Below are 21,881 nucleotides of genomic sequence, written 5' to 3'. Positions count from 1 at the left end.
GGCGAGATCGGCACCCTTCGCCCCAGCCTCCTGCTCCTTCAAAACGCCGATGATCTGTTCTTCAGAAAAACGCTTTCGCTTCATGCCGTCCGTCCTCATTGGGAACGGACTCTAATCCAACCTGGAGGAGAAAATCAGTGGCAGGTCAGGCGGGCGGGCATGCCATGTTTATGCGCCTCTGGATCACGGCGAAATGCGCCTTCGCGACCGTACGATGCGGCTTAACCGACGACAAAAACAAGAGCCAGTCCGCTGCTTCGGAACCTGTAGTTCGACATTGCTGGGTTGGGTCTGCCAGTTGCGGTCTCGATAGCCGTTGCGCTGAGCAAGATGATCAGCGCTTTTCTCGCCATAGGCCGCAATGCGGCGGCGGTGACCTTAGCTTCTTCAGCTGTAAACCGGCAAAGCCGATCAACTCGCGAAGAATGTCTGTGTCGGCACTCTGTTCGACAACCGCGCGTAGTTCCATCATGGGTTTGATTATTGTGGGAAGTCAGCGATCCGGTTTCGCTTCACAACTCGACTCTACTGCGGACTCCTCGATACCGCTCAGCTACACCAAGTGATAGGACGCGACCGTTTTATTCGAAACTCATTCACGCTAGGCGAGAAGGGATTTATATTACGACTCATCAGATCGTGTTTCGAAGGGAGTTCATAAAGGTGATCAGTCAAAAAGCAAAATATGCCCTTCGTGCCCTCATAGCGCTCGCCAGCACTCCAAGCGAAGCAATGACGACAGCGGAGGTCGCCGAACTTAAAACAATTCCGCGCAAATTTCTGGAACAGATCCTTCTCGACATGAAGCGTGTCGGCATCGTCCATAGCCGGCGCGGCAAGCTCGGCGGGTATCAACTTCTGAAACCCGCAGACTCGATCACCTTCGGCGAAGTCCTGCGTCTGGTCGACGGCCCGATCGCTCCGTTGCCATGTCTGTCACGTATCGCTTACCAACGTTGTGAGGACTGCAAAGATGAAGCGAGCTGTGAGGTGCGTCGGGTATTCTCGCGCGTCGCGACTTCGGCGCGACAGGTGCTCGACAATACGACAATCGCCGATGCGATGGCAAAGCCCGACCTGACACCGACGATCGAAGACGCAGACGCAGCCGCAGCCGCAGCGAAGCTCGCTTAAGAGTTACAGGAGTGCGAAGCACGGGCCGTAGCCTACTGTCCGACGCGAAACCGGAAAACGTCTCACGTCCGGATCACATACACACCGCAACCCCGCAGAACGAAATCAGTTGACTATTCCCACCGTTTTAGTCGAGTATCGAAATCTCGACTAAATTGGTGTGAAAACAGGATTACCGATGACCTTTCTTCGACGCAGTCTTGTAGGGGCCGTTGGAGCGACCCTCATCTTTGTGGGAAGCGCGAGCGCACAGACGACGCTCCTCAATGTCTCCTACGACCCCACCCGTGAGCTATACAAAGAATTTAACTCCGCATTCTCGGCTCATTGGAAAGAACTCGGCAACGGGCCGGTGACCATCCGCATGTCGCACGGCGGCTCAGGCAAACAGGCCCGTTCGGTAATCGACGGACTTGACGCCGACGTTGTCACTCTCGCTCTTGAAGCGGACATCGACGCGATTGCCGAGAATACCGGTAAGATCCCTGAGGACTGGCGTGCGGATCTACCCAACAACTCTTCGCCCTACACCTCGACGATCGTCTTCCTCGTTCGAAAGGACAACCCGAAGGGGATCAAGGACTGGGGCGATCTAACGAGAGAAGGCGTCGAGGTTATCACGCCGAACCCGAAAACCTCGGGCGGTGCCCGTTGGAATTTCCTTGCAGCCTGGGCTTACGGTGAAAAGGCTTTCGGCGGCGACGAGGAGAAAGTCCGTGAGTTCGTCGGCGATTTCTACCGCCACGTTCCTGTTCTGGACACCGGCGCGCGCGGCTCGACCACGACCTTCGTTCAGCGCGGCATCGGCGACGTCCTACTCGCTTGGGAGAACGAAGCCTTCCTCTCACTCGAGGAGCTGGGTCCCGATGAGTTCGAGATCGTCGTTCCTTCGATCTCCATCAAAGCTGAGCCGCCGGTGACGCTGGTCCCTGGCAACACCGAGACGAAGGACACGACAGAAGTCGCGAAGGCATATCTCGACTATCTTTATTCTGACGAAGGACAGAAGATCTCGGCCAAGCACTTCTACCGACCTTCAAACCCGTCTGCCGCAGACCCTGCCGATCTCGAACGCTTTCCCGATCTCGAGCTCGTCACCGTCGACGATTTCGGTGGGTGGAAGGAAGCCCAACCGTACTTCTTCGGGGACGGCGGCGTCTTCGACAAGATCTATACTCCGGGCAACTGAGGGTTTCCAAAGTGGTAACCGCGACACTTGGTCGGTTCAAACAGCCAAGCGTCATTCCGTGTTTTGGAATGGCGTTCGGCTTTACCCTGACCTACCTTTCGCTTGTCGTCCTGATCCCGCTCGGTGCGCTCGTCCTCAGAAGCGCAGGACTTGGCTTGGAGGACTTCTGGCGGCTTGCGACCGACCCGCGAACGCTGGCGGCCCTCAAGCTGACTTTCCTGGCCGCACTCATAGCTGCGACGATCAATCTCGTCTTCGGTCTTTTGCTTGCCTGGGTGCTTGTGCGCTACGAGTTTCCAGGCCGTAGAATTATAGACGCCGTCATCGATCTGCCCTTCGCACTGCCGACGGCGGTCGCCGGTATCGCGCTCACCGCTCTCTATGCGCCGAATGGCTGGGTTGGAAGCCTCGTCGCGCCGCTCGGCTGGAAGATAGCCTACACGCCGATTGGCATCGTCGTCGCGCTCACCTTCGTTTGCCTGCCTTTCGTCGTGAGGACGGTCGAACCGGTTCTGCGCGATCTCGATCGCGAGACCGAGGAAGCCGCGGCGACGCTGGGGGCTAGTCGATTCGCAACCTTCACTCGTGTGATCTTGCCGGCGCTTCTGCCTGCACTTCTCACGGGTTACGCGCTCGCGCTCGCCCGGGCGATTGGCGAATACGGCTCGGTCATCTTCATCGCTGGCAACATCCCCTACGTTTCGGAGATCGCGCCGCTCCTGATCGTTATCCGGCTCGAAGAATTTAACTACGAGGCGGCGACGGCGGTTGCGGCGGTCATGCTGATAATCTCGTTCACCATGCTTCTTATCGTCAACCTCATCCAGGCATGGAGCCGCAGGAGGTTCGGTCATGGTTCTTGAGGCCTCGTTCGACGCTGCGCCGGCAGCCCCAGCAGAAACTTGGACGCCGCCCACGAGTGAGCGACCGCTCGTCAAGTGGACGCTGGTCGGCATCGCGCTGGCCTTTCTCGGCTTCTTTCTGTTTCTGCCGCTGGTCGCAGTTTTCGTGGAAGCGCTTCGCGGCGGCGTCGGGATCTATTTCGACGCGATCACAGAGCCGGACGCGGTCGCCGCGATCCGGCTGACCCTCATCGTCGCCGCGATCGCGGTGCCGTGCAATCTCGTCTTCGGCCTCGCCGCCGCTTGGGCGATTGCAAAGTTCCGCTTCCCCGGGAAGAGCCTGCTGATCACGCTGATCGACCTGCCGTTCTCGGTCTCGCCGGTCGTGTCTGGTCTCGTCTTCATCCTGCTGTTCGGCTCGCAGAGCCTGATCGGCCCTTGGCTGATCTCAAACGGCATCGAAATCGTGTTCGCGATCCCTGGCATCGTTCTCGCGACGATCTTCGTCACCTTTCCCTTCGTGGCGCGCGAGCTCATCCCGCTGATGCAGGAACAGGGGACAGGGGACGAAGAGGCCGCGCTTTCGCTCGGTGCAAGCGGATGGCAGACCTTTCTGTACGTGACGCTGCCCAATGTGAAATGGGCACTGCTTTACGGCGTCCTTCTCTGCAACGCCCGAGCGATGGGCGAGTTCGGCGCGGTCTCAGTGGTTTCGGGTCATATTCGCGGCCTTACGAACACGATGCCACTGCACGTGGAGATTCTCTACAACGAATACTCGTTCCAGGCAGCCTTTGCAGTGGCCTCGCTGCTGGCGCTTCTCGCTCTCATCACCCTATCGATCAAGAGCTTTCTCGAATGGCGCTTCGCCGATGGGCTGAAGGCCCAACGGAGCGGCCATTGATGCCTAGAATCACAGGACATGCCGTCATGGACATTTCAGTTCGCGAACTGCGTAAGACTTTCGACCGCTATCCAGCACTCCACGACGTCTCGCTCGACATCCAATCGGGCGAACTCATCGCGCTGCTCGGACCATCGGGCTCCGGAAAGACGACACTCCTGCGTCTGATCGCGGGCCTCGAATTTCCGACGTCGGGCTCGATTTTCTATGGAACGGAAGACGCTTCCGGAAAGAGCGTGCGGGATCGACAGGTGGGTTTCGTCTTTCAGCACTACGCGCTCTTCAAGCACATGACGGTCGCAGACAATATCGGCTTTGGTCTGAAGGTTCGCGATCGCAGCAAGAGGCCGTCATCCGCGGAGATTCGGCGACGCGCCTCCGATCTTCTCGATCTCGTACAATTGCCCGGACTGGAGGATCGCTATCCGAGCCAGCTTTCTGGCGGTCAGCGTCAGCGCGTCGCGCTCGCAAGGGCCCTCGCAATCGAGCCCCGAGTCCTTCTTCTCGACGAACCCTTCGGTGCTCTCGACGCCAAAGTGCGCAAGGAACTGAGGCGCTGGCTGCGTGAACTGCATGAGCGCACCGGCCATACTACGATTTTCGTCACTCACGATCAGGAAGAGGCCCTCGAACTTTCCGACCGCGTCGTCGTCATGAGCCAGGGTCGTATCGAACAGGTCGGCACGCCCGACGAGATCTACGACACGCCTGCGACGCCCTTTGTATTTTCCTTCATCGGCGATTCCAGCGAGATCCCAATCAGCGTCTCCGGTGGCGAGGCCCATGTTGGCAATCGTTCGATCGGGGTCTTCGCGGAAGGCCTTCCGGATGGTCCGGCGCGCCTGTTCGTTCGTCCGCACGACCTCGACCTCGTCTCGGACGATCCGCAGACAATCGCCGCCGTCGTGACGGCGGTCCGCCGCAATTCCGGTTCTCGGTTCGTCGAGGCCGAGATCGATGGGTGCAGAAGCAAAGTCGAAATCGAACTGCCAGCCGACGACATGCGCGTATTCGAAGGCAGGATCGCACTGAAGCCAAAGCGCTGGAAGATATTCCCTGACGCCAAGCGGCCGAACAGCCAAAGCGTCGTTGGTAAAGGTCCGTACAAACATGAAAGCGAGCCAAAGCCTCCCGATTATTCGCAAATGGTTTCATGAGAGCGCCGGACCCGGCCTGCCTTTCAGACCGTGGCTCCTTCTTATCCTGTCCACGAATGCTTGGCGGCCGGATCGGCGGACTCATCCTCTCGTTACGGGTCTGGTAAAGACCATGATCGGCGAAGGATGGACGATACGGGGAGCGTTCCCGCGCAACTACCTGCTCTGGCGCAGGGGCGGAACGCTCACCACCTCACGCTTGCGGATTGCTGTTTTGCCACTGCAATACGGCCGTTCGAGTGCAGCGGAAATCAACGTCCTTCTCATCTGCGACTTGCTGGCTGCACGCTGGCGCTCCGAGCGTGGAGCCGGCCCTTTTTCGGAAGAGGCCAAGATCCAGCGTGATCAGGTCTGTCAGGCGGTCTCCTCCAGCATGGGAATGTCAGTCGCGAACACCGAGTTGGTCGTCAGCCGAACCCTTCGCGAGATCGAAGGCAACCTCGCAGCTGCTTTCTAAGTGGTTCCTGCAACCTTGATAAATTCTGGCCGCATGGTGGGGCCACACGGGGATCACCGGCGGCATCGTTGGCGCCCATGGCCGGTTGGCTGATCAAATAATGCCGTAGCAGGTCGCCCTCCGCCCTGGTCGGCATCGTCGTCTCGTTCAAGGCGTTGATCAGCATCTATGGGTTCTTTTCCGGCTGATGCTGGAAACCGGACTTGGGCGTGAATAAATGGCTCTTGTCCTCGGACATCTCGTAGTGAACAAAGGAGGCGGCGTCGCCGCGCATGACGGGGTCCGGCGTCGGATGATGGTGCCGACGAGGACGACCGGCGTGACCTTTGATCAGATCGCGATCATCGTTCTGATGGCGACGCTGCTGACAGCCTTCGCGCTCGATCGGTTCCGCGTCGAGCTCCTAGCGCTGTCTGGGCTCGCGGCTGGAACGATCCTTGGACTGGTGCCCGAATCGCGGATCTTTTCCGGGTTCTCTGACCCTGCGGTTATCACGGTTGCCGAGATCCTGATGATCGTCCAGCTACTCACGCGCTCGCATCTCGTCGACTGGTTCTCCAGCGGCCTCGTCAGAGCCATCCGGTCCGAACTCGGCGTGCTCGCGACAGTCTGCGGTCTCGGCGCAGTGCTCTCAATGTTTATGAACAATGTCGGGGCCTTCGCCCTGATGCTGCCACTCACCTTTTCGCTCTCTTACGGGCTCGGCGTGCGCCCTGGCGTCCTGATCATGCCGCTGTCCTTTTCCACTCTCCTCGGAGGTACCTGTTCCCTGATCGGTACGCCCGCCAACCTCGTCGTCTCCGGCTTTCATCTCCAGGCGACCGGCGCGCCCTTCTCCTTCTTCGAAACGGCCAAGGTCGGCGCGCCTGTCGCGTTAATTGGTCTTGCCGCAATTCTCGCTTTTGCGGGACGGAGCCTAAGGGGACGTGGCAACGAACAACCAAGTGGCGAGATCGTCGGGCCGCGGCGCTTCGTGTCGGAATTCACCGTGACGGCGCGGTCCTCGTTCGCCGGCCTAACCCTTCCTGAACTAGAGGGCAGGATCGGAGGGACTGTTCATACCCTCCTTCGCGACGGCAGGCACGTCTTCGGACGTCGACAGGTGATAAACGTGCTTCCCGGCGACATCGTCCTTGCCGACCTCGACGTCTCGTCCGCCATCGAGATGAACCGCAAGGGCGACGTGGAGGTGGCGGGCCGGCGCTCGATCAGCGGCGAGCTGGGCTGGATCGAGGCGGTGGTGCTACCGCAAAGCATCGTCATTGGAACGGCGACAGGCAATATCGCCGCGTTCGAACGCCATACCGTCGATTTCGTCGCAATCGCTCCGCAGACTCCACGCATTGAGGGTCGGCTGTCCGACATCGCCCTCAGTGCGGGCGACATCCTCCTCCTCCGCGGTGAACCGGCCTCGGTTCGCTCGGCGCTCACCGAAATCGACTGCCTTGCAATCATGCCACGTGGATTCGGTCCACCCGAACCCGAAGGCTGGGCGACGCTCGCTGCCTTCATCGGCGCCATCGTCGTCTCGGCTCTTGGACTCCTCGCTCCGCAGAACGCCTTCGGCGCCGCCGTTCTCCTTCTCGCGCTGTCCGGCTTCGTGCGGTTGCGTCAGGCGATAGCCGATCTCAATTGGCCAATCCTCATCATGCTCGCGGCGATGATCCCGCTCGGAAGCGCTGTGGAGACGACGGGAGCCGCCGATGTTCTGGCCACATGGCTGCTCGACCTGACCGGAGCTGCCGGACTACTCAGCGTCTCCCTCGTGATCCTTGCCGTCATCGTGTTAGTGACGCCCTTCGTCAATAATGTCTCGGCCGCCGTCGCCATCGCGCCGGTCGCCATCGCAGTCTCGCGATCCTCAGGCGTCCCCGCCGAGCCACTCCTCCTCCTCGTAGCAGTCGGGGCATCGCTCGATTTCATGACGCCCTTCGGCCATCACAACAACACGATCGCGATGGTTGTCGGCGGCTATCGCTCCTCCGATTTTCTGAAGTTTGGCGCGCCACTGACCCTCATCGTGGGAGCAGCAGCGATCGCAGCGGTCATGATGAGCGGATGATACCGCCTTGATCCCAGCGTTCTCGAAAAGCGTTCCCATCCTGCCAATGGCGGGACGGGGGTGCCGGAAGCCCATACGGTCATGAGCCTGAGCCTGTCGATGAAACAACAGGATCAGGTCGGCGCATTCGTCAGGTCCGACCCGGATCGATCAAGAGAGGTGGCCGTACCTTCCGTTCGCATAGGCGAGGCCGGTGCCCTCACCTTCCCGGATCGCCCGCACCGAGCCGAGAATGAAGGCATGGCTGTGCCGTTCGATGGCCTCCTCGACCTCGCAGTCGATCGAGGCAAGCGCTCCCTCGAGCGCCGGGGCCCCCGTGGCCATCCGATGCCAGGTGGCGCCTTCGTATCGCTCGACTCCTTTCAGCCCCCCGAAACCCGAGAAACGTTCGGCGATGGGCTTCTGGTCGGCATTGAGGATGTTGACGCAGAAATGACCATGACGACGGATCGCTCGCCAGACGGAGGATCCCAGATTGATACTCACCGCCATCGTCTCCGGATCGGTAGAGAAGGAATAGGCCGACGTCACCGTGGCGCCGGTTCGCTGGTCACCCATGCCCGCCGTGATCACGCAGACGCCCCCGACAAGACTGCGCATCGCGACGCGCAAGCCTCGGGGCCGGTCCGCGACCCATGGCGCGGAATGGCGATCGAAGTCCGGGATGGACGGCAACGATACAGTCATTTGTGGATCCTTCGTGCGTATTTCAGAAAGTACCGAGGCCGGTGCCATGGCTCGTCGCTAGATCGGGGCGAACCTCGGTCCACCATCCATTCGCGAAAGGCCTTGGACCGACGACAGGCGCAGTGCGGCCGCGCAGACCATCAGCGAGAGCCGGGCCTTCGGCCCAAGGACCGTGGCCGCTAGCAATGTTGATGTGTCCAGCATCTCCGAGATCATAGAGCCCAGCGCCCCAGGATTTCGCGGCAGCCTCCGCGCGAGAAAAGCTCATGAAGGGGTCGGTGCGGCTCGCGACGACGAGTGCTGCGAAGGGCAGCTTCGCATCCTCGCCATTCCGGAATGCAGCTACAGCGGGATATCTGTCGCTCAAAGGTTCGATGTCGGCGGGCGCAACCAGCAGGGCACCACTGATATGGGATGCCGCTGGGCGCGAAGCTAGAGCCGTGACGAGAGCGCAACCAAGGCTGTGTGCAACGAGAACGACGCCAGGCCCGGCAGCCATGATCTGGGCCTCTAGCGTTGGTAGCCAGTCTGCGAGAACAGGCATCGACCAGTTCTCCTGCTCGACCAGTTCGGCAGTAGGATCCTCAACCGCCCAATGATGCTGCCAATGGCCTGCCGGCGAGCTGTTCAAACCGGGAACGATCAGTGTTTCGATCATCTCGCATGTTCCTCTTCGATGAGTTCGGCTCAGCTTACGGCTCCTCCTGATCGGCAGCAAAATAAAATATACTAATTTTGTATATTGATTGGCAACGACCGTTCGAAGCCATCACGGTATGATGGTTCAAACAAGCGAGCTGGTCCGCGCGATGAGTGTTTTCGCAAGCGCAGCACATTGTGTCCGAATGTCCGGTATGGCCGTAACCTCCGAGAACCGGGCGCGCGTGACCGGCCCGGCCGCGTAGAGCCGCCTAGACACCATCCCGTCTTTACCGATAAGCGCGCACTCCCGATCGACATCGATGCCGAAACCAAGCGAGTCCATACGCGCCGCTCCGCGTGCGATCATTCTTTCAACGAGACGGGTTTCACCGCTGGTCGGTTCGCGCAGGATGCCGGTGCAGTCGATGAGGTGGTCGACAGTGAGTCGCGCCGGTTCACCACCGCGCCTTCGAAGCGAGATCGCGATCCGACCGTCCTCCAACACGACGTCTCCGATACGGCCGGGCAGGATCGTGAGTTGACCCTCGTCGAGTGCTTGCCTGAGGCTTCGATCGGCTTGTGGCGCTACGCGATGACGATGGACTTCCCAGATGGTCCGACCGTGGCGAAGAAAGCGGCGTTTCGCAGACTCCGGCAGGGCCTGCCATAAGCCCTGCGTATGCGGCCGAAGCGCATCGACCACATCACGCCAGTCGCCGCCTTCTGCCTCGACCCAGCGAATGGTCCGTCGCAGCCAGCGCAGGAGAAAAGTGAGACTCGTGCCGAAGGGCACATCGGCCGCATCGAGCTTGAACGGCCGTGCCTGCTTGTGAACCCGGGGCAGCAGCCCGCGCCGGGAGATCGCTATGATGGAACCGCGATGGCCCTGCGTTCGCAGCAGCGCCACATTGTCGATCATCGAAAGCCCGGTGCCGACGATGGCGACGCTTGCTTCCGGCTCGATGGCGAGTTCCTCGCGGCTGAGCCAGGGGCTCGAATAAAGAGATCCAGGTTCGGTTCGCGGCACCGCATGACCGGTCGTAAGAACCGCGAGGTCCGCGATCACGGAATGACCGTCGGCCAGCGTGGCAGAGACGCCACCGTCGAAGGCGGCAAGGTCGACGCATTCCGAGGTGATCACCTTCAGGCGTCCGTCTCCGATACCTTCGGTCCACTGCGACACAACGCTTGCCAGATATTCGCGATAAACCCGGCGCTGAACGAAGCAGAACGGCGTGCTGCATCCGACATCCTCGGCCCGACCGCTTGCGGTGAGCCAGTGCCAGAAGTGGTCGGGGTCGTCGGCGAAAGCACTCATCGAGCCAACGCGGGTGTTGAGGAGGTGGTCCCGTTCGTGGGTCCCATAGGCGACGCCGGCACCTATCGTCGTGTCGCGCTCGATGAACGCGAGCTTCAGGTCCGGGTCACCCTCGCGCAGGAGGTGAGCGGCGAGGATCACGCCGCTCGCGCCGCCGCCGATGACGAGAATGCGCCGCGGGCTCATTGCAAAGCCCCGCAGGCGAGCCGATCGGCTAGAGGTTGGCCACCAGCTCCCGGAAATCGATCTCGTCGGTGTTCGCGAAGTCGGCGACTTCCGCAAGCGTCTTTTCGTCGAGGACGGCCGAAATCGCGTTGCGAACCTCCAGCATCAGGCGGCGCACAGCGCAGGTCCGCTCGTCGGTGCAGTCGTCGCAGCGCCGATAAGCGGTGCGGCTGGCACACGGAATTGGCGCAAGTGGTCCGTCGAGCACCCTCAGAATATGACCAACGCGGATCTCGTCCGCCGATCGCGACAGGGCATAGCCGCCACCCCGTCCCTTGCGGGCATGGATCGTGCCTGCGGTACGCAACTCGCCAAGAATCGTGTCCAGGAACTTCTTGGAGATGCCGTGCGCTGTCGCGATCTCCTCCGATAAGGCGCGCTGGCCCTCGGGCATCCTGGCAAGGTGAAGCATGGCCTTGAGACCGTACTTTCCCTTCATCGTGAGCATCGACAGGATTTTCCAGAATTGTTCGACAGGCTTGGGATCGCGCGATCCGAGCCCGACCTAGTCGGTTCGCCGAACGATTGCCAGACCAAGCAGAAAATTGCCAGCGGCTTTCGAGTTCCGTTCGGGTTGTATAAACCGTCATGGGGACGCTCTCACGATCGTCATCGCCGAAGCTTCGTGATTGCCACCGGCTCGCACCGCAGTCTCTGGCGCGAATGGGCCGAGACCGGTCAAGAGGGAAAGGATGGCGAAAACACTGGCAGCCGTCAGACAGGCATCGCGCAACATCGGGAGGTTTGGGCGAAGCTTTGCGAAACGGCCGATCATGACGCGCTCGCCATGCGCGGTTCAGGCAGTGCGGTGTTCGCGATCGCCTCTCCTACGAGCTTCAGGTCGGCTGGAGCTTCGTCCGCAGGAGCGTTATGGTCGAGCGGCAGTCGCGGCAGAACACGTTCGCCAAAGGAATAAGCTTCTTCCAAATGGGGATAGCCGGACAGGATGAAGGTATCGATGCCTGCCCGGCGATACTCGTCGATCCGCTCTATGACCGTATCCGCATCGCCGACCAGAGCCGTACCAGCCCCGCCGCGCACAAGCCCAACGCCAGCCCAGAGATTAGGGCTGATCTCGAGTTTGGTCCGATCACCCTTGTGAAGGTTGCGCATGCGGCTCTGGCCGATGGAATCCTGCCGTGACAGCTGCGCTTGGGCTTTTGCGATCGTCTCATCGTCGAGCCTTGAGATGAGATCCACGGCGGCCGACCATGCCTTCGCGTTGGTTTCGCGCACAACCATGTGCAGCCTGATGCCGAAAGAGACCTTGCGCCCCACTCGTGCTGCCGCCTCGCGCACCCGCTTCACCTTCTCGGCGACGGCAGCCGGTGGCTCGCCCCAGGTCAGATACTTGTCGATCGTGCTGGCCGCAACCTCGATGCCGGCGTCCGACGAACCGCCGAAATAGAGGGGCGGATGGGGGCGCTGGTAGGGACGGAACATCAGCTGCCCGTCCTTCACCCGAAGATGCTTGCCCTCGTAGTTCACGGTCTCGCCGGCAAGCTCGGCCTTGTAGATTTCGAGGAATTCGCGCGTCACCGCGTAGCGCTCATCATGGGGCAGGAAGATGCCGTCGCCGGCATTCTCCACCGGATCGCCGCCGGTCACGACATTGATGAGGAGGCGCCCGCCGGAGACGCGGTCGAGAGTCGCGGTCATGCGTGCGGCGAGGCTCGGTGAGAGAAGACCGGGCCGGATCGCAACCAGAAAGCGGAGCCTCTTCGTCTGCGGCACCAGCGCGGACGCAACGACCCACGAATCTTCGCAGGAACGGCCCGTTGGCAGAAGCACGCCGTAATAGCCGAGCTGATCGGCCGCGCGGGCGACCTGCCCGAGGTAGTCTATGTCGGCGGCGCGACCACCTTCGGTCGATCCGAGATAGCGGCCATCGCCATGGGTCGGCAGAGACCAAAGAACCTTGAGTTTGTCACGGATCACCTCGGTCATCGTCATTTCACTCCTGTTAGCGAGTAGATCAGGAGTAGGGCGACTGACAAGCAGACTAAAGCAACGATATATCTATTAAAACAATAGATTTGATAGAATTTCCCTCGTAGCGTTGCGAATGGCCGAATACCCCTTTCGGACACGGGCGACGGTCGCCCGCGCAGAGGAGAACGACATGACCGCATTCCTGAAGACTCTTACCGGCACTGTGGCCCTCGCAATCGTCGTGACCTGCCCGATGACCGAACGTGTCTCCGCCGCCGAGATGATCCGCATCGTCGAGCAATTTGGAACGATCTATCTTCCGCTGCACGTCATCCGGGACCAGAAGCTTATTCAAAGGCATGCGGCGGAAGCCGGTATTGGGGACGTCAATGTGGAATGGGCGCAGCTCTCGGGCGGCGCTGCGGTCAACGACGCGCTTCTCTCGGGCAACATCGATATCGCGGCCGCAGGCATTGGGCCGTTTCTGACGCTCTGGGATCGCACGGGCGGCGAGGTGAAGGTTATTGGCGGCCTTGCCAACCAGCCGAACTATCTCGTGTCCTCGCGTCCGGATATTCAAAGTCTGGAGGACTTTGGTCCAGAGGACCGGATCGCGCTTCCTGCCGTCGGCGTCTCGGTTCAGGCGCGCATCTTGCAGATGGCGTCCGAGAAGGCGTTCGGCGAAGGCGAACACGGCCGTCTCGACAACAATACCGTCTCGCTGCCCCATCCGGACGCGACCGCCGCGCTTCTTTCGGGCTCGACAGAGATTGCCGCCCACCTGTCCAACTCTCCATTCCAGGAACGGGCGCTCGAGAGTCCGCGCGTCCATCGCATCTTCTCATCCTACGACGTCCTCGGCGGGCCGGTGACGCCCACCTATGTCTACGCGTCGACTGACTTTCACGACGAGAACCCGAAACTGTTCCAGGCCTTCTTCGAAGCCTTCCAGGAGGCGTCTGCCTGGATCGGTGAGCATCCGGCGGAAGCCGCAGAAACATATGTCCGTGTGACGAATTCAAGCCTCGAGCCGGCTTTCGTCCAGTCCCTGATCGAGGCACCGGGCACCCAGTACACGCTGGTTCCGGCCGGGTCCTATCAGTTCGCCGACTTCCTCTACCGCATCGGTGCGATCCGGACGAAGGCGGCCGACTGGAAGGAATTCACCTTCGAGGAACTGCACAACGAGGAGGGGAACTGATGCTCGCCCGAACGGACGATTTTACGCCGGCTCGGCCAGCCTTCGAGGCGCGTAACCTGACACTCGACTACAGAACGTCGAACGGGTCGCTGCGCGCCGTCGACGATGTCAGCTTCACCGCCTGCGAGGGAGAGCGACTCGTGCTGCTCGGCCGGTCCGGCTGCGGGAAATCCTCGATCCTCAAGATGCTGGCAGGCTTCATCGCTCCGACCGAGGGAAACATCTTCGTGAGGGGGAGGCCCGCAAGGGGCGCCGGCCCCGATCGCATTGTCATCTTCCAGGAGTTCGACCAGCTGCTGCCCTGGAAGACCGTGCGCGAGAACGTCGCCTTTCCTTTGCGTGTCGCCGAGGGTGTCTCCCGTGCCGAGGCGCGAGATCGTGCAGCCGAAGCGCTTCGTAAAGTTGGGCTGGAACGGGCGATCGACGTCTTTCCGCACACGCTCTCAGGTGGCATGAAGCAGCGCGCGGCTATCGCCCGCGCGCTGGTGACCAACACAGACATCCTTCTAATGGACGAACCCTTCGCCGCCCTCGACGCGCTGACGCGCCGCAGGTTGCAGGAGGATCTCCTCGCGCTCGCGGAGGAAGAAGGTTTCACGCTCCTCTTCGTCACTCATTCGATCGAGGAGGCGATCCTCGTGGGCACGAAGCTGCATCTCCTGTCGGCCCATCCGGGACGCACCATCACGACCTTCGACACGGCCGAGTTCCGTCTCGGCAATGCCAGCGGCGACCGGTTCGACTCCGTGGTGAGCGAGGTCAACGGCCTTCTTTTCGATGAGAGGCAGAGGCACCAGGATCGAGAAGATAGTCACAAGAAGGAACCCGCCTGATGTCCGACATCGCCCGAAGCACGCCCGTTCGCATCGTCCCGCCGTTCCGGCTGCCTGGCTGGGGTGGCAGGCTCCTGCGCAAGATCCTTATCCTCGCCCTTCTTGCCGGCATCTGGCAGGCAGCGGCGCTGTGGACCGATAAGCCGATCCTCATTCCGAGCTTCACCGCCACCATGACCGCGCTTGCCGACGGCATCCTCAATGAGGGGCTCCTGTCGGCTTCCTGGACTTCGCTGGCGGTGCTCCTGAAGGGCTACGCACTCGCCGTTGTCATCGCGCTCACGCTGGTTTCAATTGCGGTCGCCAATGGGTTCGCCCGAGAGACTCTGCACACGGTCGTCTCGATGTTCATGCCGCTTCCGGCGATCGCGATCCTGCCGCTCGCCATGCTCTGGTTCGGGCTTGGCGAGGCCAGCCTACTCTTCGTCCTTGTCCACGCGGTCCTCTGGCCCTTCGCGCTCGCCGCCCTTGGAGGGTTCGACGGCGTCCCGGAGACCCAGCGCCTCATCGGTCGGAACTACGGCCTGAAAGGGCCCGCTTATATCGTCCACATCCTGATTCCGGCCGCGCTTCCTTCGATCCTTTATGGTCTAAAAATTGGCTGGGCCTTCGCTTGGCGCACACTGATAGCCGCCGAACTCGTCTTTGGAGCCTCATCGGGCGAAGGCGGCCTTGGTTGGTACATCTTCAGAAACAGAAACGAACTCTTCACAGACAAAGTCTTCGCAGGCCTCGCGCTTGTTATCATCATCGGCCTTTTCGTCGAAGGCGTCGTTTTCCGGACGATCGAGAATATTACGGTACGCAAGTGGGGTATGCAGCGGTAACAGCCGATCATCGGCTCTGCTACCGTCTTCGAGCAATACCGAGGATGATAAAAGGCAGTTAATTGAGGGAGCTCAGCGGTAATGTGGAGAACCGAAACAAGACGTCACGGATTAGACCGCCTTGGAATCCAATCACTTGGAAACGGCGGATTCGCTTAGGCTGCCCTACCGGTTGTAGGGTCTGGTAAACAGATGACCCAGTGCGCGGCGCAGGAGGACGGTGATCCTCCGCTTCTTCATGTTCCAAGGGCGGTCGTGGCCCAGATGGCAGCGCTGGCAGAGGGCGGCGAGATTGGCGGCCTCGTTGTTCGCCGTGTCCTGGTCGAGATGGGCGCAGGCGAGGTGGACGGTGGTCGTCGCCAGGAGGTTCGGGTCGGCAAAGCCCGCAGGCTCGGGCAGGCGCTCGCGCACGAGGCGCCCGCGCCCGTCGCGCCAGCGGCCGCGATCCTCGTCGAACCAGCGCCCGTCGCCGAGATGGGTGACGGTTCGGCCATGCGGGCGGCCGCAGCGCTCGCAGCGCCCTTGGCGCGCACGAAGCGGATCTCGCGGGAAAGCTCGCGCCAGTCGATCGGATAGAAATGGCGATGCTCAGGCCGGATCGGCATCGGCATCCTCCTTTGCCGTATCGGCACCTTCCAGCTTGGCGCGCGCGTCGCGAATGCGGGCGATGGTGATGCGGCTCACGCCATAGTCGCGCGCGAGCCTTGCGATCGACTGGCCGCCGTCGAGCTTCGCCAGAACCTCGCGCTTCTTTCCGTCCGACAGAAGCGGCGGGCGGCCGATCGGCTTGCCCTCCTCCCGCGCCCGCTTCAGCCCGGCATGGGTGCGCTCGATCAGGAGATCACGCTCGAACTCGGCAACCGCGTTGATGACGCCCATGGTCATGCGGCCCGCCGCACTCGTCAGATCGACACCGCCCAGCGCCAGACAGTGCACCCGGATGCCCTGCTCGGCCAGATGATCCACCGTCCGGCGCACGTCCATGGCATTGCGGCCGAGCCGGTCGAGCTTGGTGACGACGAGGACGTCGCCCGCCTCCAGCCGATCGACCAGCTTGGCAAAGCCCGGCCGCTCCATCGCGGTGTGCGAGCCCGACACCGTCTCGGAGACGACGCGCCGCGCCTGAAGGTCGAACCCCGCCGCGCGGATCTCGCCGAGCTGGTTCTCGGTGGTCTGCTCGAGCGTCGAGACGCGGACATAGGCGAAGATGCGGGACATGGGATCCGGTTCGGTGGGCCTGACTGGAGCATAAACGGTCTTGCGGGATATGAACATGCTCGAATTATGGAAAGGCTATGTTTCGAACAGATCGCGGCGCGGGTGTTCGAAACCGGTCAGTTCTGAACTGCCCCAGAATAGGGTATCCTATCCGGATTAAACCTTTCGACCTTCACCTACCTGACAAGGGCCATGAAAGCGATTTAACCCTTTGCAGATGGCGGCTGCCATACTATACAAATTTGCCCTTTGGCAGCCGTTGAGGCAGAATACCAGGCGTGACTCATTTGGATATGTTCGATCGACCTGCGCTAAAGGATCAGAGGTCTCGTTCTTGCACTTATATGGCGAACAATCAGGATCAGGAGAGAGCCATGAAACTGTATGAATTGCCCATGCAGGAGAACGGGCGCGTCGTGTTACCTTCGGACCTGCGGAAATCGCTGGGGCTCTCCAAAGGCGACAAGGTCCTGATCGAGGCCGAGGGCGACGAAATCAAATTGACCACGGCACGACTACGGCGCAAACGAGCTCAAGCGATCGCGAAAAAATACGCCCGGCCCGGCGTCAGCGTCGTCGACGAGTTTCTCTCTGAGAAGCGCGCCGAGGCCGAACGGGAGATCGCACGGATCGAACCGGAAGCGGACGCGGACAAAATGGGCGATCGCTCGTGATAGCCTGCGTGGTCGATACCTCAGCGATCCTTGCTTACGCTTTCGCTGAACGAGGAGCAACAAAAGTTGAGCGCTGGATCGATGCCGGTGCAGCCGTCTCCACGCTTACGGTTCAGGAAGCCGTCTCGAAGTTATGTCAAAGCGGTGCGAGCCGTGATGAGGCAGAGGATCTGATCCTCTCGCTTGGACTTGTCGTCCATGCACTCCATCTCGATCTCGCGTTCAGCGCTGGAGCCATGTTCGACCTGACCAAACCTTACGGTCTCAGCCACGGCGATCGTGCCTGCCTTGCCCTCGGCCAGAAGCTTTCCGTTCCCGTCGTCACCGCTGACAAGGCTTGGTCGAAGGTTGCCGCCGATCTCGAACTGAAGATTGAGCAATTCCGCTAAAAGCCCAGAAGAAACGGACCGGCGTCTCAGGGCTGAAAGGAGACTGGCAGCTTCTGAACGGGATTCTCGGAAAGAAGCCATGCGGGTTTCGTCCCGTACGAGGCGTCCACGGCGATCACTCACGAACTGCGAAGCGGACATTTTCCGATGAAACAGAATACATTGAAAGTGTTTCAGAAACGAGCGCCGAGAACCGATGAAGGACGAAAGCGAAGGAAACCGTCATGCGCCGTTCATTTGGTTCCCGCTATTAGGCATTTATCTGGCTACTCGCTCCAAAACCAAAACTTTCGAAGGAAACCCATGAAGCTTTTTCTGTTCATTTTCGTCGTTCTCTTCGCGCTTGGAGGGTGCGTTCAGACTCAAAGCGGATCGCAGAGCTACGGCAACGACATGCTAGTGAACCCACAGTCCTCGGGAAATCTCAGCAACGATATGCTACCGAGCGCTGAAGTGACGGCATTTCAACAAATCGACCGACGTTTGGGCTATTCGAACGCTAGGATCGAATACGACTCTAATAACTGCGCCGTATATCAGGGAATGGCGCCTAACGGTCGGATCGCGAGGGTTCCTCTGAAAGATCGCTCGAACCAGCAGATTTGCTCTCGCTAAAAGCAGGCATCATCTGAAACAGAATTGCTAATTCTATTTCAGATTGCCCGAAATCGCAGGCTTCCCTGCCGGACATGCGCAGAATCGATTTTCGCTTAGTTGTTAGCGTCCCCTTTATACCAATTCTCTCTGTTCAGAACCGGTGAGCCCACTGGCGCAGTCCGATGGACATGATGCGCCAGGGCTGAGCCTCGATCTTTCGCCATGCGTGGCAGGCGTGGTCGAGGATGTCGTCTTAGGATCGGAAGATCCGGTTCGACAGCCAGTTGTCGCGCATGAACTGCCGCAAGTTCTCGACGGGGTTCAGTTCGGGCGCTTTGGGCGGCAGCGGCATGAAGGTGATGTTTTCAGGAACCGCCAGCTTCGGCGTCGTGTGCCATCCGGCCTGGTCGAGCAGGACGACGGCATGAGCGCCGGGCGCGAGGTTGCGGGAGATCTCGCCCAGATGCCAGGCCATGGCGTGGGTGTCACAGCGGGGCATGGCAAGGGCGGCACCCTTGCCGAGCCTTGGACAAATCGCCCCAAACAGGTAGGCCGAAGCGGTACGTTGGTCCTTGGGCGCCGAAGGCTGCGTTCCCCGCTTTGCCCATCGCCGGGTGATCGGGTTCTTCTGACCCACCCGCATTTCGTCCTGTAATCAGACCTCTACCGACTTGCCAGCAGCCTCGTTCGCCGCGATCTCTGCCAGCGCGGCGGGGAAAGCTTTTTAAAAGCGTCGAGTTCGAACTCGTTCTGGGCGTGATGGCTCAGGCGAGCCGAGATTTTGCGGTAGCCCAGGGTCCGAAGTTCGCGCGACAGCGTCTGGACGCTGACGGATATCCGGAATTCCTCGAACACCCATTGAGCCAGATCCACAAGGCGCCAACGCACCACGCCGTCCACTCCCGGGATCGGACCCGCCTCGATCTTATCGAGAAGGGCTTTGCGCTCATCCGGTCCCAGCCGCGAGGGAGCGCCAGGCGACTTACGGTCCAAGAGACCGTCCGGACCCTCGGCGTTGAAGCGCACCACCCAGTCCCGCACGATCTGGACCGTCACGCCACCGATCCTGGCCGCATCGCTTCGCGAGCCACCTTCGTAGATCGCAGCTAAAGCAAGAAGGCGACGGGTCTGGGACGCGTCCCGCGATTGCCGAGCCGACCGGCGAAGGCCAGCAGCGTCGAAATCAGGGCGAAGCGAAATCGGTGGGACCATGGCGAATGTCCTCCAGTTCGCCAACTTGAATCACATCTACGCCACGACGGGAATCCCATACGAGTCAGGCAATCAGAGAGTTGGTATTAGAGCGACCGAAACCGCTCCTTTTGGGCAGTCAGCAGGGATGGAACCGTTGGAGCAGGCTGATACTGTAGGGTTATGACAAATTCGCGACACTCCGACCACCCGTCTCACGCACGATCTGAAAAACGACCGATCAAGGTGCGTGAGCGCGACAGCGCAGCATCGGGTGCGCCTGCCGCCGGGTGGGCGACAGGCGACCGGTTCTCATGGGAGGAAATCCACCAGCGCCTATTGGCGAGCGCCGACGAGGAAATCGCGGAAAGAACCCGAGTACTCATCTTCAGCGGCCTGACCGCGGGTTTCGCGATAACCTTGACATTTCTTGGCCTTACCGCGGGATTGGCAGCCTTCCCGAACAATCCGTTCCTGGCTGCGCTGCTCTACCCGATCGGCTTTCTCTATATCGTTTTGGGGCGGTACCAGCTCTATACAGAGAACACGCTGTCCCCCGTCAAGCTGGTGCTGACCAGGTTGGCGAGTCTGCCGCTGCTCCTCAGGCTGTGGGCGATTGTGCTGGCATCCAACATACTCGGCGCCATGATCGGCGCCTATATCCTGTCCGAGGCCGCGGTCGTTTCCGGGGGCCGGGGGTGACGCAGCGGCGGCCTTGGTGGAGCACAGCTTGGCGACGGGCTGGTGGTCGGTGTTCTTCAAGGCCTTTTTCGCCGGCTGGCTCGTTGCGGGTCTCGTCTGGCTCAGCGTCGCGGCGAGGGACACGATCTCACGCGTGCTGATCATCTACTTCGTCTTCTTCACCATTCATGCGACGGGCCTTTACCATATCATCTCTTCGAGCTGCGAAGTGTTCTTCGTCTACTTCCGCAGTGGGATCGATCTCAGCGCCGCTGTCTGGGGATTTCTGCTTCCGGTCGGTCTGGGCAACACCATGGGCGGCGTGGTCGCTTTCTCTCTGGTCGGGTATGTGCAATCCGACCAGCAACGCTATCCGGAGGTCCGCGTGCTGAGCTGGCGGGACACGTTGTTCAGCTCGAAGGGAGGGCGGCCTTTCGGAACGCCGCGTCCGCATACACCGTACACCGTACACCGTACACCGAGCAATCCACCGGTGAGGTCGATGGAGACACCCTCCGAGAGCAGTGACCCGGCTGCTTCGGGCAGGTGAACCGGCGGCGAAAGCCCTAAGAGTTCCGCTAGGCTGCCATTGGCCAACGGTTTTACAGATGGCTGCCTCCCACCCGTATTCGTCTTGGGACCTGAACCAGAACATCGAATGGGTCCCGCCTCGGGGGCGGCAATGGGCCGGTCTATCAGGAGATGCGACCGGCGGCGGAAGAGACATTTGTCATCCGAGCGATGCCGGATCGGCCATGGTTCCGCGTAGGGCCCCGTAAAAGCCCGAAGGCTCGACCGCAAACAGTAGCGCCTGTGGTGCAACCAGCTTCGTTCTCGCGGTGTTAGGAAGTGAGATCTCACGAAAACCGAACAAGGAGCGCCACCCCATGAGCCTCAAAGGAAAGAACATCGCGATCCTGATCGCCCAACGCGGAACGGAAGATCCTGAATTCGTCCAGCCGAAAAAGGCGGTGGAGGATGCCGGGGGAACGGTCACCGTGATCAGCACGGAACGCAGCGAGGCGAAGACCGTCAACAACGACCTCGATCCGGGCGAGACGTATCAAGTCGATAAGAGCTTCGCGGACGTGAAGGCGGAAGATTTCGACGGACTAGTCGTTCCCGGCGGCTGCATCGGCGCGGACAATCTGCGCGGCAACGAGATGGCGGTCGCCTTCGTCCGTGACTTCTTCGAACAGGCAAAGCCGGTCGGCGTCATCTGTCATGGTCCGTGGCTTCTCGTCGAGGCGAAGGTCCTGAACGGTCGTCACGTTACGTCGTTCCCGACGCTAAAAACCGACATCGAGAACGCGGGCGGCACCTGGACGGACGAGGAGGTCGTTACCGACCAAGGTCTCGTCACCAGCCGCAATCCCGACGATCTCCCGGCTTTCTGCGCCAAGATCGTCGAGGAGTTCGAGGAAGGAAAGCACGCCGATCAGGCAAGAAGCGCCTGACACGACGTATATTGCAGGAAGAGCCAGTCCTAAAGTGGCCGACTCTTTTTCGTCTGCCAGTCCCCCATCACGGCCATTCGATAATGGGGCTTATGCCTTATCGGGTCTACTTCTATTGACCTGCCACTGAGTTTTTTCTCCAGGTTGGATTAGAGTCCGTTCCCAATGAGGACGGACGGCATGAAGCGAAAGCGTTTTTCTGAAGAACAGATCATCGGCGTTTTGAAGGAGCAGGAGGCTGGGGCGAAGGGTGCCGATCTCGCC

At 60.7% G+C, this 21,881-nt stretch carries 25 protein-coding genes and 1 pseudogene; 16 read left to right on the top strand and 10 right to left on the bottom strand.

Going from position 1 to position 21,881, the window contains the following annotated elements; translation table 11 throughout:
• Both DYI37_RS20495 and DYI37_RS20620 read right to left on the bottom strand, forming a co-directional pair.
• A partial coding sequence (locus DYI37_RS20495) for a transposase (RefSeq protein ID WP_342634951.1) occupies positions 1-84 on the bottom strand: 84 nt, incomplete at its 3' end.
• A gap of 99 nt (positions 85-183) precedes the next feature.
• Entirely contained in the window at positions 184-363 is a 180-nt protein-coding gene (locus tag DYI37_RS20620; protein WP_116684934.1) for a transposase, read from the bottom strand.
• A 300-nt stretch (positions 364-663) separates the two neighbouring features.
• On the opposite strand from DYI37_RS20620, the gene DYI37_RS19425 reads away from it, so the two are divergent.
• The 7 genes from DYI37_RS19425 (at position 664) to DYI37_RS19395 (ending at position 7,745) form a co-directional block, all read left to right on the top strand.
• The gene (locus tag DYI37_RS19425; protein WP_116684933.1) at positions 664-1,134 is read left to right on the top strand and encodes an RrF2 family transcriptional regulator; all 471 of its coding nucleotides are present in this window, start codon (positions 664-666) and stop codon (positions 1,132-1,134) included.
• 178 nt (positions 1,135-1,312) lie between these two features.
• Entirely contained in the window at positions 1,313-2,323 is a 1,011-nt protein-coding gene (locus DYI37_RS19420) for a sulfate ABC transporter substrate-binding protein (RefSeq protein WP_116684930.1), read from the top strand.
• A 68-nt stretch (positions 2,324-2,391) separates the two neighbouring features.
• Positions 2,392-3,186, top strand: coding sequence for a sulfate ABC transporter permease subunit CysT (gene cysT, locus DYI37_RS19415; RefSeq protein ID WP_245414015.1), 795 nt, complete (start codon positions 2,392-2,394; stop codon positions 3,184-3,186).
• The gene (cysW, locus tag DYI37_RS19410) at positions 3,176-4,069 is read left to right on the top strand and encodes a sulfate ABC transporter permease subunit CysW (protein ID WP_116684928.1); all 894 of its coding nucleotides are present in this window, start codon (positions 3,176-3,178) and stop codon (positions 4,067-4,069) included. Before cysT ends, cysW begins: the two co-directional genes overlap by 11 nt.
• 26 nt (positions 4,070-4,095) lie before the next feature.
• The gene (locus tag DYI37_RS19405; RefSeq protein ID WP_116684927.1) at positions 4,096-5,226 is read left to right on the top strand and encodes a sulfate/molybdate ABC transporter ATP-binding protein; all 1,131 of its coding nucleotides are present in this window, start codon (positions 4,096-4,098) and stop codon (positions 5,224-5,226) included.
• 112 nt (positions 5,227-5,338) lie between these two features.
• On the top strand, positions 5,339-5,683 hold the full coding sequence (locus DYI37_RS19400) for a hypothetical protein (RefSeq protein WP_147307964.1): 345 nt from the start codon (positions 5,339-5,341) through the stop codon (positions 5,681-5,683).
• Between the two features lie 319 nt (positions 5,684-6,002).
• Entirely contained in the window at positions 6,003-7,745 is a 1,743-nt protein-coding gene (locus tag DYI37_RS19395; protein WP_158555237.1) for an SLC13 family permease, read from the top strand.
• Between the two features lie 150 nt (positions 7,746-7,895).
• Here the strand turns inward: DYI37_RS19395 and DYI37_RS19390 are convergent, their stop codons facing one another.
• The 5 genes from DYI37_RS19390 to ssuD all read right to left on the bottom strand — a co-directional run bounded on the left by DYI37_RS19390 (position 7,896) and on the right by ssuD (position 12,564).
• On the bottom strand, positions 7,896-8,480 hold the full coding sequence (locus DYI37_RS19390; RefSeq protein ID WP_245414014.1) for a flavin reductase family protein: 585 nt from the start codon (positions 8,478-8,480) through the stop codon (positions 7,896-7,898).
• Complete coding sequence (locus tag DYI37_RS19385; RefSeq protein ID WP_116684923.1) at positions 8,455-9,090, bottom strand: alpha/beta hydrolase; 636 nt, start codon at positions 9,088-9,090, stop codon at positions 8,455-8,457. Before DYI37_RS19385 ends, DYI37_RS19390 begins: the two co-directional genes overlap by 26 nt.
• 126 nt (positions 9,091-9,216) lie before the next feature.
• Complete coding sequence (locus DYI37_RS19380) at positions 9,217-10,578, bottom strand: FAD/NAD(P)-binding protein (protein ID WP_116684922.1); 1,362 nt, start codon at positions 10,576-10,578, stop codon at positions 9,217-9,219.
• A 28-nt stretch (positions 10,579-10,606) separates the two neighbouring features.
• Positions 10,607-11,065, bottom strand: coding sequence for an RrF2 family transcriptional regulator (locus DYI37_RS19375; protein WP_116684921.1), 459 nt, complete (start codon positions 11,063-11,065; stop codon positions 10,607-10,609).
• Positions 11,066-11,388: 323 nt separating this feature from the next.
• Entirely contained in the window at positions 11,389-12,564 is a 1,176-nt protein-coding gene (gene ssuD / locus DYI37_RS19370) for an FMNH2-dependent alkanesulfonate monooxygenase (protein WP_116684932.1), read from the bottom strand.
• A 175-nt stretch (positions 12,565-12,739) separates the two neighbouring features.
• Here ssuD and DYI37_RS19365 point away from each other — a divergent pair, with 175 nt between their 5' ends.
• The 3 genes from DYI37_RS19365 to DYI37_RS19355 are packed head-to-tail and all read left to right on the top strand — an operon-like array spanning position 12,740 to position 15,410.
• The gene (locus tag DYI37_RS19365; RefSeq protein ID WP_116684931.1) at positions 12,740-13,750 is read left to right on the top strand and encodes an ABC transporter substrate-binding protein; all 1,011 of its coding nucleotides are present in this window, start codon (positions 12,740-12,742) and stop codon (positions 13,748-13,750) included.
• The gene (locus tag DYI37_RS19360) at positions 13,750-14,583 is read left to right on the top strand and encodes an ABC transporter ATP-binding protein (protein ID WP_116684920.1); all 834 of its coding nucleotides are present in this window, start codon (positions 13,750-13,752) and stop codon (positions 14,581-14,583) included. Before DYI37_RS19365 ends, DYI37_RS19360 begins: the two co-directional genes overlap by 1 nt.
• Positions 14,583-15,410, top strand: a complete 828-nt coding sequence (locus DYI37_RS19355; protein WP_116684919.1) for an ABC transporter permease — start codon at positions 14,583-14,585, stop codon at positions 15,408-15,410. The genes DYI37_RS19360 and DYI37_RS19355 overlap by 1 nt, the downstream gene beginning before the upstream one ends.
• A gap of 165 nt (positions 15,411-15,575) precedes the next feature.
• On the opposite strand, the gene DYI37_RS20615 is transcribed toward DYI37_RS19355, so the two are convergent.
• Both DYI37_RS20615 and DYI37_RS19345 read right to left on the bottom strand, forming a co-directional pair.
• The gene (locus DYI37_RS20615) at positions 15,576-15,821 is read right to left on the bottom strand and encodes a hypothetical protein (protein WP_425365064.1); all 246 of its coding nucleotides are present in this window, start codon (positions 15,819-15,821) and stop codon (positions 15,576-15,578) included.
• A gap of 177 nt (positions 15,822-15,998) precedes the next feature.
• Positions 15,999-16,628 (bottom strand): recombinase family protein, encoded by a 630-nt coding sequence (locus tag DYI37_RS19345; protein WP_116684918.1) that lies wholly within the window; start codon positions 16,626-16,628, stop codon positions 15,999-16,001.
• A gap of 374 nt (positions 16,629-17,002) precedes the next feature.
• On the opposite strand from DYI37_RS19345, the gene DYI37_RS19340 reads away from it, so the two are divergent.
• Positions 17,003-17,302 (top strand): AbrB/MazE/SpoVT family DNA-binding domain-containing protein, encoded by a 300-nt coding sequence (locus DYI37_RS19340; RefSeq protein WP_158555236.1) that lies wholly within the window; start codon positions 17,003-17,005, stop codon positions 17,300-17,302.
• 8 nt (positions 17,303-17,310) lie between these two features.
• Positions 17,311-17,691, top strand: a complete 381-nt coding sequence (locus DYI37_RS19335) for a type II toxin-antitoxin system VapC family toxin (RefSeq protein WP_158555235.1) — start codon at positions 17,311-17,313, stop codon at positions 17,689-17,691.
• 748 nt (positions 17,692-18,439) lie between these two features.
• Here DYI37_RS19335 and DYI37_RS19325 read toward each other — a convergent pair.
• Positions 18,440-19,500, bottom strand: a pseudogene (locus tag DYI37_RS19325) (IS630 family transposase).
• 225 nt (positions 19,501-19,725) lie between these two features.
• On the opposite strand from DYI37_RS19325, the gene DYI37_RS20465 reads away from it, so the two are divergent.
• From DYI37_RS20465 to DYI37_RS20490, 4 genes are all read left to right on the top strand, one after another.
• Positions 19,726-20,181, top strand: a complete 456-nt coding sequence (locus tag DYI37_RS20465; RefSeq protein WP_199520222.1) for a formate/nitrite transporter family protein — start codon at positions 19,726-19,728, stop codon at positions 20,179-20,181.
• A gap of 28 nt (positions 20,182-20,209) precedes the next feature.
• On the top strand, positions 20,210-20,710 hold the full coding sequence (locus DYI37_RS20460; RefSeq protein ID WP_199520221.1) for a formate/nitrite transporter family protein: 501 nt from the start codon (positions 20,210-20,212) through the stop codon (positions 20,708-20,710).
• Between the two features lie 337 nt (positions 20,711-21,047).
• Positions 21,048-21,617: a type 1 glutamine amidotransferase domain-containing protein gene (locus DYI37_RS19315; RefSeq protein ID WP_116684914.1), complete on the top strand. Its 570-nt coding sequence runs from the start codon at positions 21,048-21,050 to the stop codon at positions 21,615-21,617.
• A gap of 180 nt (positions 21,618-21,797) precedes the next feature.
• Positions 21,798-21,881: transposase (locus DYI37_RS20490; RefSeq protein ID WP_342634951.1), on the top strand; the 84-nt coding region annotated here is incomplete at its 3' end.

Source organism: Fulvimarina endophytica (genome assembly GCF_003403015.1).
GTDB classification, from domain to species: domain Bacteria; phylum Pseudomonadota; class Alphaproteobacteria; order Rhizobiales; family Rhizobiaceae; genus Fulvimarina; species Fulvimarina endophytica.
Note: the sequence above shows the minus strand (reverse complement) of the source record. Positions and strands in the feature narration are given on the sequence as shown.

Coding starts and splice junctions, on each gene's coding strand:
- ssuD (WP_116684932.1), bottom strand. CDS start 12,564: ATGACCGAGGTGATCCGTGACAAACTCAAGGTTCTTTGGTCTCTGCCG.
- DYI37_RS19420 (WP_116684930.1), top strand. CDS start 1,313: ATGACCTTTCTTCGACGCAGTCTTGTAGGGGCCGTTGGAGCGACCCTC.
- cysW (WP_116684928.1), top strand. CDS start 3,176: ATGGTTCTTGAGGCCTCGTTCGACGCTGCGCCGGCAGCCCCAGCAGAA.
- DYI37_RS19365 (WP_116684931.1), top strand. CDS start 12,740: ATGACCGCATTCCTGAAGACTCTTACCGGCACTGTGGCCCTCGCAATC.
- DYI37_RS19380 (WP_116684922.1), bottom strand. CDS start 10,578: ATGAGCCCGCGGCGCATTCTCGTCATCGGCGGCGGCGCGAGCGGCGTG.
- DYI37_RS19345 (WP_116684918.1), bottom strand. CDS start 16,628: ATGTCCCGCATCTTCGCCTATGTCCGCGTCTCGACGCTCGAGCAGACC.
- DYI37_RS19355 (WP_116684919.1), top strand. CDS start 14,583: ATGTCCGACATCGCCCGAAGCACGCCCGTTCGCATCGTCCCGCCGTTC.
- DYI37_RS19405 (WP_116684927.1), top strand. CDS start 4,096: ATGGACATTTCAGTTCGCGAACTGCGTAAGACTTTCGACCGCTATCCA.
- DYI37_RS19375 (WP_116684921.1), bottom strand. CDS start 11,065: ATGCTCACGATGAAGGGAAAGTACGGTCTCAAGGCCATGCTTCACCTT.
- DYI37_RS19400 (WP_147307964.1), top strand. CDS start 5,339: ATGATCGGCGAAGGATGGACGATACGGGGAGCGTTCCCGCGCAACTAC.
- DYI37_RS19315 (WP_116684914.1), top strand. CDS start 21,048: ATGAGCCTCAAAGGAAAGAACATCGCGATCCTGATCGCCCAACGCGGA.
- DYI37_RS19340 (WP_158555236.1), top strand. CDS start 17,003: ATGAAACTGTATGAATTGCCCATGCAGGAGAACGGGCGCGTCGTGTTA.
- DYI37_RS19390 (WP_245414014.1), bottom strand. CDS start 8,480: ATGGCACCGGCCTCGGTACTTTCTGAAATACGCACGAAGGATCCACAA.
- DYI37_RS19385 (WP_116684923.1), bottom strand. CDS start 9,090: ATGATCGAAACACTGATCGTTCCCGGTTTGAACAGCTCGCCGGCAGGC.
- cysT (WP_245414015.1), top strand. CDS start 2,392: ATGGCGTTCGGCTTTACCCTGACCTACCTTTCGCTTGTCGTCCTGATC.
- DYI37_RS19360 (WP_116684920.1), top strand. CDS start 13,750: ATGCTCGCCCGAACGGACGATTTTACGCCGGCTCGGCCAGCCTTCGAG.